This window comes from Corynebacterium sp., from assembly GCF_030532965.1.
Lineage (GTDB): Bacteria > Actinomycetota > Actinomycetes > Mycobacteriales > Mycobacteriaceae > Corynebacterium.
In genome coordinates this window covers 26,978-42,785 of record NZ_JAUNKC010000014.1, presented here as the reverse complement: position 1 = coordinate 42,785, position 15,808 = coordinate 26,978, and the positions used below count along the sequence as shown (strand labels likewise).

Below are 15,808 nucleotides of genomic sequence, written 5' to 3'. Positions count from 1 at the left end.
GGGTGAATGCCATGTTTCGTGCGGAATTATTGAAGTTGAAACGTTCGCAATTGTGGGTGGTGGTCGTGATTTTGCCGCTGCTGGCAATTATTACGGGCAGCATTAACTACTGGTCGAACAAACAGATGCTCAATAGCGGTTGGGTGTCGCTTTTTAGCCAGGTGTTCTTGTTCTATTCGTTGTTTTATTTCTCGATGGCTGTGGCGCTTATGTGCGCTGCGGCGTGGCGTATGGAGCACCAAGGTACAAACTGGAATTTGCTACGTACTAATTCCACCAGCGCGGTGTCGTTGCTTCTAGCCAAGACCGTTGTCATTGCGATTCCGTTGGCGGTTATGCAGCTTGTGTTGGTGTGCGGCACGTTTATTTCCGGGTTGATTGTGCTTGACGACGTCTCCATGCCGCCGTTGTATTACCTGGTCATTGGGCTGCTTGCGGTGGTTGCGTCGTTCCCGCTGGTGGTGATGCAGCTGCTGCTCTCAGCTCGTTTGAAATCCTTTGCCGCGCCGGTGGCGGTGTGTTTCGCTGGCTGTGTTGCTGGTTTTGGAGTCCTGGCGAGCAAACCGCCCCTGGTGTACGGCAAGCATGTCATTCCGCAGGCATTGGTCACTCGGATGCTTAACCTCGGTTCGTCTGCGGTGGGGGATTCGGATGCTTTTACGTTTGCGGGTGCGCTTCCGATTGTCGCGGCAGCTCTTGCGGTGGGTGCGGTGTTGATTCTGCTCGCCCCGAAGGTGATTCGGATGTATGAAAGCTAGCGTGGGCGTGAGGTTTTAGTCCGCACGGTATTCTAGATACTCTTTTGTGCGAAATAGGTCGGTAACCAAGTGTGGGTTATCGGCCTGCATTGTTGTGATGAATGCCTTGACTTCTTCTTCTGGTAGCCCGTCGAGGTGTTGTATTTCGGTTTCGGTGACCCCGACAAGCTGGACGAATGCGGTTTTGCCGTAAATGCCGTGCTGTGTGCGGGCCTCGGTATCGGGCGCGGTGACGAATGCGGTGATGGTGCACCCGTCGTCTTCGATGATCGGGCTGCCGTTGAGCCTGATGGTGGCGTAGGGTTTGAACCAGTTTCCGGATTCGTAGGTGTAACGGGCGAAAAACTCCAACAGGTTGATAGTCCACCACCAGTCGGCGGAGGTGTCGGGAAGTTTAAGCGTCATTTCGTAGCCCCACCTGCTAAATTCGCCACCGAGTGCTTCTTCTTCGATTCCTAGTTCCGTCATGCCGAATGTGACGATGTGCTGGTAACCGGCTGGTGATTGGAATTTCGCGAATTCTTCGATGTAGCAATCGCCGCCCAGTGATGGTGGTATTGCGTGGTGATACCACTCGGGTTCTTGTCCGGGGTAGAGCCGTTGAAATTCGGTTGTGATTGTGTCGAATCCGGGATGCCAGGTGGGATCTGCTGCGACGCGGTTGCGGAATTCAGCGGTATTCATCGAGTGGTCCTATTGCTGTTTCGGGAAACATTTGGCAAGATTGTGTACGTGTCCACTATTTGTGGTCAACATTCGCCCACAACGAAATTGTGCTGTAAATTTGCTGATTGGGCGTCGTTGTGCCCCAAAGGACAGTTCACATACCAATGTAGGCAACATTCATATTTAAGGAAAGATTCATGAAAAAAGGACTCATCGCTATCGGCGTTATCGCCGCAATTGCCGTGGCAGGCGTTATTTTCGGCACCAAATATTACGCATCGAAATACGACAACAGTAACGTCGCGGCACCAAGTGTTACCACCGAAGCACAACCAGCCGACGCGGCAGACCTCACCGGAACCTGGACCGTCGGTGACGGCTCCTTCGCTGGTTACCGGGTGGGCAAGGTCTTAAACGGCGAAAATCTTGTGGTAGTCGGCCGCACCGAAAAGGTCACCGGCGATGCGACGCTTAACGACGGCACCCTGCTGGCCGCAACCGTCGAGGTCGATCTCGCAACGGTTGATTCCGGCGAAGCCGCCCGCGATAAGGCATTCCGCGAGGAGATTCTCAACACCAATGAAAACCCAACCGCGACCTTCGTCGTCTCCGAACCGGCAAAGGTTGAATCCGGTGCGGGCGCAGTCGAGGTAACTGGCGACCTGACGCTCAATGGTCAGACCAAGCCAGTGACCGCAACGCTGGAAATCGCCAAGAACGGTTCCGTTCTGGAAGTTGCTGGCACCGTCCCGATGACCTGGAGCGATTTCGGCGTCGTAGCCCCGGACAAGGGATTCGCCGTGGTTGACCAGACCGGCGACCTGGAATTCCAGCTCAACCTCACTCAGTAATAAAACAACACTTCAATAACCCAACACTTCGGGGATTCCGCCTCACCAGACGAACCGGGCCTGGTGAGGCAGAATCCCCGATTTTTAATGCCCAACAATGGGCTCAAGCGTTGGTAACCGTACCTCTGCCAGCGCTGGCAACAGCACTGGCAGTAGCACTGGAAAAGGTAACGGCTATCGGATTTTCCCCTTCTTCCAACCGATGAACACTATAATTCCAACAACCACGCTGAACCCGATAACGGTGGGTACCCACCTTTCGTATAAGCTCTGGATTCCGTAGTCGATGGCTGCGCTCCAATCGCTGCCAGTTCGTGACTTGTGGAATAACGCGGGAACGACGGAATACCCAAGGAAGGAACCAATCGTCAGCGCCAGCCACATGCGAAACCATGTTTTCAGTGACTGGAAGCTAGCTGGATGTGTTGTTTCGTTCGGCATCGTTACTCCTCTCACCATTTCTCGTCGTCTTACCGCATCTATCGTGCACCACTATGCCGCGCACAAACCTCGCGGTTGTCGCCGGGGAGATTGGTCGTCAACAATTCAAACCCCATTGTAGCGAATGTGGTATAGCTCCCGGTTGTGGCGGTTTTCAGCCATGCGGTAGTCGTTACGCGGATCCCCGAGTCGTCCCTGCGGCGGGCGGGGGCGTCGACAAGCGAAAAACCTTTAACTGCGATACACCTCACGGTGGACGACATCGCTCAGCGGTGCACCCGCGCGCCACCCGAAACGCTGCAGATCAGGGACCTTTTCAAAATGAGTGACCGGGCCAATACACAACCAGGCGACAGGGCGAACCGGCTCCGGGCAGCCGATAAAGCTGCGCAGGAACTCCTCCTGATAGAAACTGACCCACCCCATGCCAATATTCTCAGCGGTGGCCGCCAACCACATGTTCTGAATAGCCAAGGTGACGCTGAAAAGCCCAGTGTCATCAATGGTGTGCCGGCCAAGGATATTCGGCCCGCCCCGACGCGGATCGTAGGTGACCACGATGCCGGTGCCGGATTCCCTAATCCCCTCAATCTTGATTGGGTTGAATACTTCCTTGCGGTCGTCCGGTAACTCGTCCGCAAACGCTTTTCGGCGCTCAGCTACATGGGCGGCAAATTCCGCCAGCCGGTCCGTATCCTGGATAACAACGAAATCCCACGGCTGGGAATTGCCCACCGAAGGGGCGGCATGTCCGGCGGAAAGAATGCGATTTAAGGTATCGTCGGCGATGATCTCACCGGTGTATTCCGCCCGAACGTCGCGCCGGGCGAAAATGGTGCGGTAAACAGCTTCGGTTTCTTCTGTCATTCCTTTAACTTTATGCCACAATCAGGCAACCGAAATCGGGGCGACCATGTGCATGTCGTTATGCGAGAAAACGTCCACGTGAACCCCGTAGACATCCTTGATAACCTCCGGGTTCAACACCTCGGTGGGGTGGCCTTGGGCGACGGGGCGACCGGATTTCATCACAAGCACCTCATCGGCAAACCGGGCGGCCAGATTGATGTCATGGATGGCGATGAGCCCAATCGCATTAGTCTCCGCCACCCACTGACGCACATAATCCAAGAGGAAAAGCTGCCGTCTGAGATCCAACGCGCTGGTGGGCTCGTCCAAAACCACAATCGAAGGAGACGTTACCAACGCTTGGGCCACACCCACCAATTGCCGCTGCCCGCCGGATAATTCCCCAAGATACCTGTGTCCAAGATCGGCGATCCCCAACGAGGTCATGGTTTTCGCGGCACTCCACTCCGGGTCTGTTGTGGCGCGCCGGGCGGCGATCAGCACGGTTTCGAAGGCGTGAAGCGCCGCCGAACTGGGGAGGTCTTGCGGGACGTAGCCGATATGGCGGCGCAGAGAACCGCCGGAGAAGGTTTCAGAATCCCGTCGGAATTCGACTTCACCGGTGTGCCGCAGGATCCCGGAAATGGCTTTGATGAGGGTGGATTTGCCAGCCGCATTGGGCCCGAGCAATGCGGTTATCGTCCCGCCGGACAGCGGGGTGGCGGTGAAGTCGGAGACGACCGAGTTTTTGCCATAGCCGACCGAGACGTTACTGATGGTCAGTTCGTTTACCATAGGTTGCGCTTCCTGGTGATGATAAGACCGATAAAGAACGGTACGCCGACGAGTGCGGTAATAATTCCAATAGGAACGGCGACACCGGGTATGATAACCAGGCTCAACGCGTGGGAGGCGCTGAGCATCACCGCACCGGCAGCGGCCGCCGCCGGTATGAAATAGCGCTGGTCCTCGCCAACGAGCATTCGGGCGATATGCGGACCGACCAGGCCGACAAAGCCGATAATCCCGGAGAACGCCACTGCGGTCGCGGCCAGGAGCGAACAGAGAACCAGCACGATAACCCGGAGCCGGGCGACATTGACCCCCATGGCCTGGGCGCGGGCGTCGCCCAGTTTCAAGGCGGTCAGCCGCCAGGAGAGGACACCAAAAATCGGAATGATGACCGCCAAGACCAACGCCAACACGAGGTTTCCAGCCCAGGTCGCCCGCGTCATGGAGCCCATCGACCAGAAGACAATTTGTTGGAGGGCTTCGGTGGAGGCGCGGTATTGGATCAAGGCGAGCAGCGCTTGGAACAGAAAGACCAAACCGATTCCCAACAAGATCATCGTTTCCGCACTGGCACCGCGCCAGATCGACGCGCCAACAATGACGGCGGTGGCGATCATGGACGATAACCAAGCAATAACCGCCAGATTGAACTGCGGCTGGTTGATCGCCGTCCACCCTAAAACGATGGTTGCAGCACCGCCGAAGGCAGCGGCGGCGGAGATGCCTAGGGTGTAGGGTTCGGCCAGCGGATTGGACAAGATGGTTTGCATCTGCGCGCCCGCCAGCGAAAGAGTAATGCCGACCAAAAGCGCCATCACTGACATGGGCAGCCGCAGCGTGTAGAGCACGGTGTGTTCTTGCTGGCTGAGTGAATCTGGTTGGATAAGCCCCCGCACAACACCGGCGAATCCCAATTGTGTGGGGCCGACCACCGTGGCCACAACGAACGCTATTAACGCAATGGCTGTGAGCGCGACGATGATCGCCCACCGTCGACGGGTGGTGCGCCGATGGGTGGAAACCAATTGGTTTGCCGATTGCGTCGAATCGGCGGATGTGGGTGGTTGCGACGCGGGCGCGGTCGAAGCCACGTCGATGACCGAGTGTGGGGAAGTACTCACTGTTGTCCTTAGCAGTGCGGGTGGTCGGTTGCGGGAAGGCTGGCGCCTTGTGGCAGTTGCTACGGGTTCATGCCGGTGAAGAAGATGCCGCTGGCGGGGAACGCCTGGAATTCTTCGTGGGCTTTCTCCCAGTGGGCGTTGACATCAATGTCGGAGAACAACTCTGGGTGTAGCCATACTGCGAATTGCTCCAGGGCTAGGTAGTTCATCGGGGAATCGTAGAACTGGTGCCAGACTGCGTACAGCTTTTCTTGCTTCGGGGCGTCAAGCTGGTCGAAGCCATTGGTTTGCAGCAGTCCGCGCAGTGTTTCGGCGGCGCGTTCTTTGGTGGCGGAGTAGCCCAACTCGACGTGCGGGATAGCCTGCTTCTTTTCCTCGTCTTTCGAACCGGCTTTTTCCGGATCCCAGGAACCGCCGGTGGCGATGATGACGTCTGGATTTTCCGCGATGACTTTCTCGGCGGTGATGTCGCCGGATTCGGTGTCAAGAATATGGTCGCCCATATTATCGCCGCCAGCCGCGTTGACGAACTCACCTAAGTTCGACTTGTTAACCGTCGCGCAGCAATCTTTGAGGCCAGCCGCCCGCCACAGCAGGGTCTTGGGGCGTTCCTCGTCGCTGAGCTTCGAGGTGCGCTCGGTGATCCGATCGACAGTTTCTTGCCAATCGGTGTTGAATTTCTTGGCTTCCTCGGTTTTGCCGAAAAGCTCACCCAGTGCGGTGATGGAGGTGGTGGTGTTTGTCATCGGGTGCTGCCGGAAGTCGGTCACGATGTATTTGATTCCGGCCGCGTCGATTTTCTCCAACATGCCGGTGGTTTCGGCCGCGTCGTAATGATCGGCAGTCATAACCAGGGCGTCGGGGTTGTGGGCGATGAGGTTCTCCACGGTGACATCGCCCTTGGCAATGCCGCCGATTTCGGGAAGTTCGGCAACGGCGGGCAGTTTCTCCACCAGTTTTTCTTTAAACGATGGGGCGGCGGTGGTCAGGTCGGAACCCAGGGCGACCACTTTGTCGATGGGATTTTCCTTATTGAGGATTGAGGTGGCAAAGAGCCCTCGGCCCTCACCCATAATGATGCGTTCCGGTGGGGTGTCGAAGGTGACGGTGCGGCCTTTGACGTCGGTTACGGTGATCGCCGCATCGGTGCTTTTTGACGTCTCTGCCGTGGTGGAACCGGTGTCAGCTGAATTGGTACAGGCGGAAACAGTAAGCGCCATGAGTGCGCCCACGCCCAGCAAACGAAGCTTTCGCATTGAATCTCCTTTATATGTTTATCAAACTAAAGTTGTAAAACTTCAGGCCGAGACACATTATAGCAAGCGAACACTAATTAAAGATAGTGTTACCTTATTTTTTAGGGACGGTCTGTGGTTTTGCGGCCTGGAAACGTCGAAAAGCGTGGGTAAATCTTTGTGATTTATAGCTAAAACCGTCATGATTAGAACCATGACTATTCTCTCCATCCAATCCCACGTGTCATACGGACATGTAGGAAACTCCGCAGCCGTCTTTCCCTTGCAACGCATCGGGCACGAAGTGTGGCCAGTACACACCGTTAACTTCTCCAATCACACCGGCTACGGCGAGTGGGGTGGCGAACTCATATCGGCACCGCAGGTCAAAAGCGTCATTGACGGAATCAAAGCGCGCGGCGCATTCGCAAACGTTGAGGCGATCCTGTCCGGCTACCAGGGCGGAAGCGACATCGCCGACGTCATTATCGACACCGTCGCCCAGGTCAAAGCCGAAAATCCACATGCTGTCTACGCCTGCGACCCGGTGATGGGTAATGCGAAATCAGGCTGCTTCGTCTCCGACCTCATCCCGCCGCTGCTGCGCGATAAGGTGGTGCCAGTTGCGGACATCATCACCCCAAACCAATTCGAACTTTCCTACCTCACCGGAGTGGAAGCATCCAGCATCGACACCACCCTCGCCGCCGTCGAGGCAGCCCGAGCGATGGGGCCACACACGGTTTTGGTGACCTCCGTGCTTCGACCGGATCGCCCAGAGAACACGATCGAAATGATCGCCGTCAACGACACCGGCGCGTGGAAAGTCCAAACCCCGTTCATCGACATCAAACGCAATGGCTCCGGCGACGTAACAGCGGCCCTGTTTACCGGCCACTACATTCGCAGCAACGACGCCGCCGACGCGCTGGCTCGCACCGCCTCTGCCGTCTACGACCTCATCGACTTAACCCACGCCCGCGATTCCCGCGAGTTGCTGCTCATCGACGCCCAGGATCGCTTCGCCGAACCGCAGCTGCAATTCGAGGTGGAAAAGATCGCCTAAGCACGGCTTATCGGATAGCGCTATATCGTGCGGCGGCGGTGCTGGGCCGACACAAGGCTTGGGTGCCGGGCTGGCGCAAGGCCAGGGTGCATCTCCGGTACAAGGCTTGGGTGGCGGTGGGGTCTGGGTCGATTGGGGGCGGGTGTCCTAGAATAGAACCGATACGACACCAGCACCGCCGTTTCGTCGGTTACATGCCGCAAATCGCTCATGCTTAGTCTGGCGGTGTCGGTGACCAGCATTGGTTTTTTAGTATCAGTTTTCGTTACTGGTTCTTAAAAACCAGCGCGATGACCCGCGCGGTTGTAGCCGCGATAAAACAATAAACCTAAAAATATAAGGAGCCAGGTGACTGCCACCGATTCGTTTAGTTCAACCCCCGATGGATTCCGATCCGGATTCGTCAGTTTTGTCGGCCGACCCAATACCGGTAAATCAACGCTGACAAACGCGCTGGTAGGGCAGAAGATCGCCATTACCGCCAACCAGCCCGAAACCACCCGGCATCCCATTCGCGGCATCATCCACCGCGAAAACGCACAAATCATCGTGGTTGACACCCCTGGTCTGCACCGGCCCCGCACCCTCCTCGGCGAACGGCTCAACGAGGTGGTTAAAGATACCTATGCCGACATGGATCTGATCGGCCTGACCATTCCCGCCGACGAAAAGATCGGCCCCGGCGACAGGTGGATTCTGGAAAACGTCCGCAAGGTAGCGCCCAAAACCCCCATCCTGGGGATCGTAACCAAGGTAGACAAAGTCAGCCGCGACCAGGTGGCGGCGCAGCTGATGGCTGTCCACGAACTTCTTGGCGAAAATAGCGAAATCGTGCCCGTTTCCGCCGTCACCGGGGAACAACGCGACGTGCTTATCGACGTCATCACCTCTCTGCTGCCCGAAGGTCCGAAGTTCTACCCGGACGATCACGTAACCGACGACGACACCGAAACCCGAATTGCTGAATTGGTGCGCGAAGCAGCTCTCTCCGGGCTCAAGGACGAACTTCCGCACTCCGTGGCGGTGGAAGTCGATGAGATCATTCCGAACGAGGATCGCCCCGGCGTCATGGACGTCCACGTGGTTATCTACGTGGAACGGCCCGGCCAGAAGGAAATCCTCATCGGTAAAGGCGGACGCCGAATCGGGCGGATCATCCACAACGCCCGGCCACAAATCTGCGAATTGCTCGGAACAAATGTGTACCTTGACCTACGGATTAAAGTTCTGAAAAACTGGCAGTCCGACCCCAAGCAACTGGGCCGGTTAGGCTTCTAGCGGCTTTGGGTTATTCAAGTTAAGGCGGTGCGGGCGGTATGGCACGCAGTCAGTCCTATCGGGAACGGGCATTGGTGATCCGGACCTACGATCTCGGCGAAGCGGACCGAATCATCGTGTTTTTGACCAAAGGGCGCGGTTTGGTTCGGGGCGTGGCCAAAGGGGTGCGCCGCTCGAAGAGCCGGTTCGGTTCCCGGCTGCAACCGTTTATTGAACTAGATGTGCAGTTCTATGCCGGGCGAAGCCTGGAATCCATCACCGGGGCTGACACGGTACAGTTTTTCGCCACTGGAATTATCGAAGACCTAGGTCGTTATTCCGCCGCCGGTGCGGTCTTAGAAGCCACCGAACGATTGGCATTGGCACACGTCGGCGACGACGATTCGCTCTACGAACTAGTGGTTGCCACCCTGGCGGATCTCCAAAGCAGCAGCACGCCGACGCTGCGGCTCGATGCATTCCTATTGCAAGCCATGGAGCTCGCCGGATGGGCACCGAGCCTGTTTTATTGCGGAAACTGCGGCGCGCCCGGCCCGCACGGTTCCTTCCACCCGGCACCAGGTGGCGCGCTGTGCGCCGCCTGCCGCCTGCCGGGCGCCATTGATGTTGATCCGGAAGTCCTCCACGTCATGTGGCTGCTTATCGACGGCCAATGGTCCCGGGCCTGGGAGATCATCGGCGAGCAATTTGAGCGCGGATTAGGGCAGACGTTTGTCGACCACATTCACACCCTCACCCGCACCCATCTGCAATGGCATGTGGAACGCAAGCTCCACAGCCTTAACGTGCTTGACCAGGCCTAGTCTGCGAAAATTTGTGCGAAATAATTGATGGCCCCGCATTGAAAAATTGGGGACAAATGGCACAATGTTAGGCGTGACTGATCAATTAGTGCCGCCACACATTCCGGCGGAGTTTATTCCAAACCACATCGCACTGGTGATGGACGGAAACGGCCGGTGGGCCGAGCAACGGGGACTGAAACGCACAGAGGGGCATCGGCGGGGCGAAGCGGTGCTACTTGATATGGTCGCGGCGTGCCAGGCGCTCGGAGTGAAAAACCTTTCCGCCTATGCGTTTTCCACCGAAAACTGGCGACGCTCCGCCGAGGAGGTCCGCTTCCTCATGGGCTTCAACCGCGACGTTTTGGCACGCCAGCGGGAATGGCTGCACGAACGCAATGTGCGGGTTCGGTGGGTTGGGCGTCGACCCCGGTTGTGGCGCAGCGTGATTAAAGAGCTGGAAGCCGCCGAAGAACTAACCAAAAACAACACCAGCATGACACTGTTTATGTGCGTAAACTACGGCGGACGCGCAGAGATCGTTGATGGGGTTCGGGCGATTGCCAAGCAGGTGCAGGAAGGAAAACTGCGTCCCGAAGACATCACGGAAAAGAACTTTCAGTCATTCCTCGACGAGCCGTCCATGCCGGATGTGGATTTGTTCCTGCGCCCATCCGGGGAGAAGCGCACCTCGAACTTCCTGATGTGGCAGTCGGCTTATGCAGAAATGGTGTATCAAAACAAGCTTTTCCCGGATTACACCCCGCAGGACCTTTTCGATGCGGTGCTCGAATACGCGAAACGTGATCGGCGATTTGGGGGAACGAAATAACATGCCACAGCAGCCGCTCCATACAGATTCATCTGTGTCGAACCCCACGCCGAAACAAATCCGCAGATGGCAGCAATACCTCGCCAATGAACGTGCGGAAGCCGCCGTCTACCGGGAACTAGCCCGCAAACGAGACGGAGAAGAACGCGACATTCTCCTAGCCGTCGCCGAGGCCGAGGCTAGACATGAGGAACACTGGCGCACTTTGCTTGGCGACGAAGTAGGCATGCCCCGTACCCCAGATTTCTCCACCCGGTTCATGGCCTTTTTGGCGCGGCGCTTCGGCACCGTTTTCGCATTGGCGATGATGCAGACCGCCGAATCGCGCAGCCCGTATTTTGACGACGCCGACGCGACCGAGCAGATGAAAGCCGACGAAGCCATCCACGCGGAAATCGTACGAGGCTTAGCTGCCCGGGGTCGGGAGCAGATGAGCGGGAATTTCCGTGCCGCTGTTTTTGGTGCCAACGACGGATTAGTATCCAATCTAGCGTTGGTACTGGGGGTGATGGCCTCCGGTGTCGATACGAATATCATTTTGCTCACCGGCATTTCCGGCCTGCTTTCGGGCGCGTTATCGATGGCTGCCGGGGAATATATCTCCGTGAAATCCCAAAACGAGCTCCTTGAAGCGTCGCACCCACACCCGGAAGCCGGAAAAGCGGTGACGCTTCTTGATGTCGACGCCAATGAATTGGCGCTGGTGTACCGGGCCCGGGGAATGAGTGCTGCGGAAGCGGACGAAAAAGCCGCCCGGGTTTTCGCCCACATCCACACCAAACAGCCTGGTGAGCAAGATATTTGGGAGGGGACGCAACAAGAAACTTCCGCCTCCGGCGGTGCCTGGTCGGCGGCGTGTTCCAGTTTCATGTTCTTTGGTACGGGCGCGTTGATACCGGTCATTCCCTATATCTTCGACTTCCCGTCGGTGTGGGCAAGTGTCCTGGCGATCGTTTTGGTCGGTATCGCGCTGATGTTCACCGGCGCGATCACGGGCATTCTATCCGGCAAGCGCCCGCTCAAGCGTGCGCTTCGGCAATTATTGATCGGCATGGCCGCGGCCGGAATCACCTACGGCTTAGGTAGCCTTTTTGGGGCGACAATCACCTAGAAAAGCATAACGAGAAACGGCCGGGGCGGTAGTGAAACCTGCCCCGGCCGTTAGCCTTAACTATGGTTATTGTGCGTCGGCGCAGCCTGAGCACAGGCCGTAAATCTCCGCGTCGTGGCCGGTGAGCTGGAAACCGAATTTTGTTGCGATTTGGCTCGCCCATTCCTCTACTGGGCCGCCGTCGATTTCGACGGTACGGCCGCACTGGGTGCACACCAGGTGATGGTGGTGATCCCCATTGAGGCAATGACGATACAACGTCTCGCCATTAGCCATGTGTAACACGTCTACTGCATCAACCTCCGATAGGGATTGTAAGGTGCGATAAACGGTTGTTAACCCAACTTTGAGATCTCGGTTTGTCAGTTCTTGGTGGATAGTTTTGGCGGAAGCGAAGTTTTCTAATTCACGTAATACATTCACCACTGCGGTGCGTTGCCGGGTGCTGCGCACACCTAATTTCGGCACAGTGTGTTCCATGGCTTTTTTCACGGTGTCCCTTTCACAAGGTAACCCTTGTACGAGTAGCACTAACTAAAGGTCCAACATTGGCTTGGGGTAGCTTCGTCTCGAAACGGTGAGAACGGCAGCTAGCAAAAGCAATGCCAGAAGCAATGGCTTGAGATACCCCTCGATGCTGGGCTGGTAGGGGAAGTGTGTGAGGTTTCCCAGACGCAAAAAGTAAAGCAACGATGAACATCTCAAAGCGTCAGTACCGTTACCGCGAAGGCGCAACAATCCAGGTGAGGGAATCACTGAGCCGAGTGGCGAGCGACGGCACTAACCACGAAGGACTTTGCATGTGCAAGTCTTATTCCAAGAGTAGGCGCGTATTGAAAATTAAGCAAAGGGTATTTATCCAGCTGAACGAAATAATATTTCCGTATTCGCGTTCAGCTGGGGCTTTATTGAAAAATGAAACGGAGAAAACCCCTGCGAGAGTTGCAATCTGGTTTGCGTGCCATTTCGTTGGTTGTCGTTGCCCGCCACGCTGATGGATGGCAATGGGTAGACAAACTACTGGGTTTGGGCCTTCTTGCAGGTGACCGCAGCGAGGTTGATGACCTTTAAAATGTCACGGCAGCTGAGGCTGTACGTGATGAGCCGTCCGTTGCGCTGGCAATCGACAATATGGGCTTTGCGCAGAACTCGGAGATGTTGGCTAATCAGCGGCTGGCTGCTGCCTAGGGTTTCGACCAATTCGTAGACAAAGTGATCTCGTTGCGCCAAAAGTTCAATGATGTGCAGTCGAATGGATGAATCCAGTGCCTTGAAAAGGTTAGCGGTGTCGATGAGTTTTTGCGGATCGGAAAGGAGGGCTGGTTTGCTGGGGCGTTTTGTCGTTGTAGTGCGGGTCGTGGTCTGCTGGTCACCGTTTCGCATGATCGTCGTCCTGCCTAGTTGTTTGTGTGGTCATCGGGGTTCAAGGCGATTGGCGGGAGGGAGGCTATAGGTGGTGCCAAAATAATCCCCGCCAAGAGGGGATGGGGGTGCCTTTGGCGATTAAAGCCAGCTTAGCATTCTTGAAGCCAATAATATATCCCTTTTATTAATAAAATGAGTATGCAAATGTTGTATCTTGTTATCTATTTGTAACTTCCCAGCTTGGCGGGGTTATGCCAAAAAGTCCTAGGCCATAGCTTTTGCAAAAAGTATGCGAATCATTGCAGTAATCACCCCAAAGTGTGGGTGGTGGGTCTATGTGAATACATGGATTTTATTACATATATTCCGTCGGTGAGATTATTTGAATGCGTTATCAGTAGCAAATTTATTGCCAATGGGTTCTTAGGGAATGTGTGGGCGCGGTGAAACCTGGCCGCCCATCTACTTAATGGTGTCTTTCGTGATGGCAGGAACCGCCGTCGCGGTGCTGTAGCACGAAGCGAAAGCGAAAAACCGAGGCAAAAATAGTACAGTAAGTACCGTTGCTTATTCATAGCTGTTGCGCAGTGTAAAAAAGCTGATCGCGGCAAAGCGTGTGTCGGGCAATAACCGCCGGTGGTCGCCTTCAGTATGAGAAGGTAATCAAGTTACCTGGCTAAGGTGGCCAGAAGTAGAGTTCAAGGAGATTTCACACATGGCAGAAAACAGTGTCATTGATACCGTCGTCAATCTGTGCAAGCGTCGCGGATTGGTTTATCCCTGTGGTGAAATCTACGGCGGAACCCGATCTGCGTGGGACTACGGTCCGCTGGGTGTGGAATTGAAGGAAAATATCAAAAAGCACTGGTGGCGCACCTTCGTCCAGGGGCGGGCGGATATGGTCGGCTTGGACTCATCCATCATTTTGCCGCGCCAAGTTTGGGAGGCATCCGGGCACGTTGCTACGTTTACCGACCCATTGGTGGAATCGCTGCACACCCATAAGCGCTACCGGGCCGATCACCTGCTTGAAGCTTACGAGGCAAAGCATGGACATCCGCCCGCAAACGGTTTGGCGGACGTGCCGGACCCGGAAACCGGCCAGCCCGGCAATTGGACGGAGCCGCAGATGTTCTCCGGCCTGATGAAGACCTTCCTAGGTCCAGTCGATAACGAGCAAGGCCTGCACTACATGCGCCCGGAAACCGCACAGGGTATCTTCATTAACTTCAAAAACGTCATGACTACCGCCCGCATGAAGCCGCCGTTCGGCATCGGCCAGGTCGGTAAAGCTTTCCGCAATGAGATCACCCCAGGTAACTTCATTTTCCGCACCCGCGAATTTGAACAAATGGAAATCGAATACTTCGTTCCGCCGGAGCAAGCACAAGAGAAGTTCGATGAGTGGGTGAAGGCGTGTTGGGATTGGTTCATTGATCTTGGCATTAATCCAGATAACATCCGCCAATTCGATGTTCCAGAGGACGAGCGCGCGCACTATTCCGCAGGCACCATCGACTTTGAATACCGCTTCGGTTTCCAGGGATCCGAATGGGGCGAGCTGATGGGCGTGGCTAACCGCACCGATTACGACCTGGGCTGCCACATTGAGCATTCGGGTGAAGATCTGACCTATTTCGATCCGAATACCGACACCCGCTACGTTCCTCACGTGATTGAACCGTCCTTCGGTCTGACTCGTGCGATGATGGCGTTTTTGTGCGATGCATACCATGAGGACGAGGCCCCTAACGCCAAGGGCGGGGTGGATAAGCGCGTGGTTCTGCGCCTGGATCGCCGGTTGGCGCCGATCAAGGTCGCGGTTTTGCCGCTGTCGAAGAAAGACACCCTCACCCCTACCGCGGAGAAAATCGCCGCTGAACTGCGGAAGCTGTGGAATATTGATTACGATACCTCCGGCGCTATTGGCCGTCGGTACCGTCGCCAAGATGAAATCGGTACGCCGTTTTGCGTCACGGTCGACTTCGATACGTTGGAAGACCAGGCGGTTACCGTGCGCGAGCGCGATACGATGGAGCAGGAGCGGGTGAAGATCGCCGACCTTGAGGCTTATCTCGCTGCCCGTCTGATTGGTTGCTAGAGAAAAGGAACATGATGAATTACACGTCGTGGTGTGATCGTCGAAAAGTAAAAGGCGAAGCCGTCGTGCATTTGCACGACGAAGCCGACGCGGAGATCGCAACGTTTCCGCAAGTAATTGCCACCGATGCCGACGCTCATTCGGCGACGGTAGGTTCGGATACCTGGCGGCTTACCCAGACGGACAAACATCTGATCGCCGCAACGCTGCCGGACGGCACCGTTTACAGCGCGGACACCGGTGGGAAATCCTTTAGCCGCGCTAAACACATCGACATTGATTTGGGCGGCAAAGCCGTTACAGCCGTAAACGAAGGCGGTGCCGATTGGGTCTATGTCGATTCCGCCGACGCTAAGCTGGGGCAATTTTCCGGCGGAAATAATGGCGTGCGGCGTTCCATCACGGAATTCGAGCCGGACGCCGGTCTCAGCCACGATGAACAGGTGTTTTTATCGTGGGTGACCCGAACCGCGCTTGAAGCGAAGCTGGGGATTAGCACGCTTATTTTGACGGTGAGCCTGCTGCTTATCATCCCCATCGTGGTTTTTGCTCTACTTTAG

At 56.1% G+C, this 15,808-nt stretch carries 17 protein-coding genes; 9 read left to right on the top strand and 8 right to left on the bottom strand.

What is annotated here, in order from left to right:
• Window positions 1–11: 11 nt before the first annotated feature.
• On the top strand, window positions 12–758 hold the full coding sequence (locus tag Q4D85_RS07885; RefSeq protein WP_303199498.1) for an ABC transporter permease: 747 nt from the start codon (window positions 12–14) through the stop codon (window positions 756–758).
• 15 nt (window positions 759–773) lie between these two features.
• On the opposite strand, the gene Q4D85_RS07880 is transcribed toward Q4D85_RS07885, so the two are convergent.
• Entirely contained in the window at window positions 774–1,442 is a 669-nt protein-coding gene (locus tag Q4D85_RS07880; protein ID WP_303199496.1) for a suppressor of fused domain protein, read from the bottom strand.
• A gap of 179 nt (window positions 1,443–1,621) precedes the next feature.
• Between Q4D85_RS07880 and Q4D85_RS07875 the strand changes: the two genes are divergently transcribed.
• Window positions 1,622–2,275, top strand: a complete 654-nt coding sequence (locus Q4D85_RS07875) for a YceI family protein (RefSeq protein ID WP_303199495.1) — start codon at window positions 1,622–1,624, stop codon at window positions 2,273–2,275.
• Window positions 2,276–2,449: 174 nt separating this feature from the next.
• On the opposite strand, the gene Q4D85_RS07870 is transcribed toward Q4D85_RS07875, so the two are convergent.
• From Q4D85_RS07870 to Q4D85_RS07850, 5 genes are all read right to left on the bottom strand, one after another.
• On the bottom strand, window positions 2,450–2,716 hold the full coding sequence (locus Q4D85_RS07870; RefSeq protein ID WP_303199493.1) for a hypothetical protein: 267 nt from the start codon (window positions 2,714–2,716) through the stop codon (window positions 2,450–2,452).
• A 231-nt stretch (window positions 2,717–2,947) separates the two neighbouring features.
• Window positions 2,948–3,583 carry a 5,6-dimethylbenzimidazole synthase gene (gene bluB, locus Q4D85_RS07865; protein ID WP_303199491.1) on the bottom strand — a complete coding sequence of 212 codons (636 nt, stop codon included), beginning with the start codon at window positions 3,581–3,583 and terminating at the stop codon, window positions 2,948–2,950.
• Between the two features lie 21 nt (window positions 3,584–3,604).
• On the bottom strand, window positions 3,605–4,360 hold the full coding sequence (locus Q4D85_RS07860; protein ID WP_303199490.1) for an ABC transporter ATP-binding protein: 756 nt from the start codon (window positions 4,358–4,360) through the stop codon (window positions 3,605–3,607).
• On the bottom strand, window positions 4,354–5,382 hold the full coding sequence (locus Q4D85_RS07855; protein ID WP_303199565.1) for an iron ABC transporter permease: 1,029 nt from the start codon (window positions 5,380–5,382) through the stop codon (window positions 4,354–4,356). Before Q4D85_RS07855 ends, Q4D85_RS07860 begins: the two co-directional genes overlap by 7 nt.
• Before the next feature lie 155 nt (window positions 5,383–5,537).
• Window positions 5,538–6,734 carry an ABC transporter substrate-binding protein gene (locus Q4D85_RS07850; protein ID WP_303199489.1) on the bottom strand — a complete coding sequence of 399 codons (1,197 nt, stop codon included), beginning with the start codon at window positions 6,732–6,734 and terminating at the stop codon, window positions 5,538–5,540.
• Window positions 6,735–6,927: 193 nt separating this feature from the next.
• Between Q4D85_RS07850 and pdxY the strand changes: the two genes are divergently transcribed.
• From pdxY to Q4D85_RS07825, 5 genes are all read left to right on the top strand, one after another.
• Window positions 6,928–7,779 carry a pyridoxal kinase PdxY gene (pdxY, locus tag Q4D85_RS07845; protein ID WP_303199487.1) on the top strand — a complete coding sequence of 284 codons (852 nt, stop codon included), beginning with the start codon at window positions 6,928–6,930 and terminating at the stop codon, window positions 7,777–7,779.
• Between the two features lie 348 nt (window positions 7,780–8,127).
• A complete protein-coding gene (gene era, locus Q4D85_RS07840) occupies window positions 8,128–9,057 on the top strand; it encodes a GTPase Era (RefSeq protein ID WP_303199485.1) in 930 nt (309 codons plus the stop codon).
• 38 nt (window positions 9,058–9,095) lie between these two features.
• Window positions 9,096–9,860 carry a DNA repair protein RecO gene (gene recO, locus Q4D85_RS07835; protein ID WP_303199484.1) on the top strand — a complete coding sequence of 255 codons (765 nt, stop codon included), beginning with the start codon at window positions 9,096–9,098 and terminating at the stop codon, window positions 9,858–9,860.
• A 73-nt stretch (window positions 9,861–9,933) separates the two neighbouring features.
• The gene (locus Q4D85_RS07830; RefSeq protein WP_303199483.1) at window positions 9,934–10,671 is read left to right on the top strand and encodes an isoprenyl transferase; all 738 of its coding nucleotides are present in this window, start codon (window positions 9,934–9,936) and stop codon (window positions 10,669–10,671) included.
• 1 nt (window position 10,672) lies between these two features.
• Window positions 10,673–11,782, top strand: coding sequence for a VIT1/CCC1 transporter family protein (locus Q4D85_RS07825; protein WP_303199481.1), 1,110 nt, complete (start codon window positions 10,673–10,675; stop codon window positions 11,780–11,782).
• Window positions 11,783–11,848: 66 nt separating this feature from the next.
• Here the strand turns inward: Q4D85_RS07825 and Q4D85_RS07820 are convergent, their stop codons facing one another.
• Window positions 11,849–12,274, bottom strand: coding sequence for a Fur family transcriptional regulator (locus tag Q4D85_RS07820; RefSeq protein WP_303199478.1), 426 nt, complete (start codon window positions 12,272–12,274; stop codon window positions 11,849–11,851).
• A gap of 525 nt (window positions 12,275–12,799) precedes the next feature.
• A complete protein-coding gene (locus tag Q4D85_RS07815) occupies window positions 12,800–13,165 on the bottom strand; it encodes a helix-turn-helix transcriptional regulator (RefSeq protein ID WP_303199476.1) in 366 nt (121 codons plus the stop codon).
• 697 nt (window positions 13,166–13,862) lie between these two features.
• Between Q4D85_RS07815 and Q4D85_RS07810 the strand changes: the two genes are divergently transcribed.
• Together Q4D85_RS07810 and Q4D85_RS07805 are read left to right on the top strand one after the other, a co-directional pair.
• Complete coding sequence (locus Q4D85_RS07810) at window positions 13,863–15,248, top strand: glycine--tRNA ligase (RefSeq protein ID WP_303199474.1); 1,386 nt, start codon at window positions 13,863–13,865, stop codon at window positions 15,246–15,248.
• Window positions 15,249–15,259: 11 nt separating this feature from the next.
• Window positions 15,260–15,808, top strand: a complete 549-nt coding sequence (locus Q4D85_RS07805) for a hypothetical protein (protein ID WP_303199473.1) — start codon at window positions 15,260–15,262, stop codon at window positions 15,806–15,808.

What these genes read in the sequence shown, in the direction of transcription:
- Q4D85_RS07885 (WP_303199498.1), top strand. Translation starts at nt 12, where the DNA reads ATGTTTCGTGCGGAATTATTGAAGTTGAAACGTTCGCAATTGTGGGTG.
- Q4D85_RS07880 (WP_303199496.1), bottom strand. Translation starts at nt 1,442, where the DNA reads ATGAATACCGCTGAATTCCGCAACCGCGTCGCAGCAGATCCCACCTGG.
- Q4D85_RS07875 (WP_303199495.1), top strand. Translation starts at nt 1,622, where the DNA reads ATGAAAAAAGGACTCATCGCTATCGGCGTTATCGCCGCAATTGCCGTG.
- Q4D85_RS07870 (WP_303199493.1), bottom strand. Translation starts at nt 2,716, where the DNA reads ATGCCGAACGAAACAACACATCCAGCTAGCTTCCAGTCACTGAAAACA.
- bluB (WP_303199491.1), bottom strand. Translation starts at nt 3,583, where the DNA reads ATGACAGAAGAAACCGAAGCTGTTTACCGCACCATTTTCGCCCGGCGC.
- Q4D85_RS07860 (WP_303199490.1), bottom strand. Translation starts at nt 4,360, where the DNA reads ATGGTAAACGAACTGACCATCAGTAACGTCTCGGTCGGCTATGGCAAA.
- Q4D85_RS07850 (WP_303199489.1), bottom strand. Translation starts at nt 6,734, where the DNA reads ATGCGAAAGCTTCGTTTGCTGGGCGTGGGCGCACTCATGGCGCTTACT.
- pdxY (WP_303199487.1), top strand. Translation starts at nt 6,928, where the DNA reads ATGACTATTCTCTCCATCCAATCCCACGTGTCATACGGACATGTAGGA.
- recO (WP_303199484.1), top strand. Translation starts at nt 9,096, where the DNA reads ATGGCACGCAGTCAGTCCTATCGGGAACGGGCATTGGTGATCCGGACC.
- Q4D85_RS07825 (WP_303199481.1), top strand. Translation starts at nt 10,673, where the DNA reads ATGCCACAGCAGCCGCTCCATACAGATTCATCTGTGTCGAACCCCACG.
- Q4D85_RS07815 (WP_303199476.1), bottom strand. Translation starts at nt 13,165, where the DNA reads ATGCGAAACGGTGACCAGCAGACCACGACCCGCACTACAACGACAAAA.
- Q4D85_RS07810 (WP_303199474.1), top strand. Translation starts at nt 13,863, where the DNA reads ATGGCAGAAAACAGTGTCATTGATACCGTCGTCAATCTGTGCAAGCGT.
- Q4D85_RS07805 (WP_303199473.1), top strand. Translation starts at nt 15,260, where the DNA reads ATGATGAATTACACGTCGTGGTGTGATCGTCGAAAAGTAAAAGGCGAA.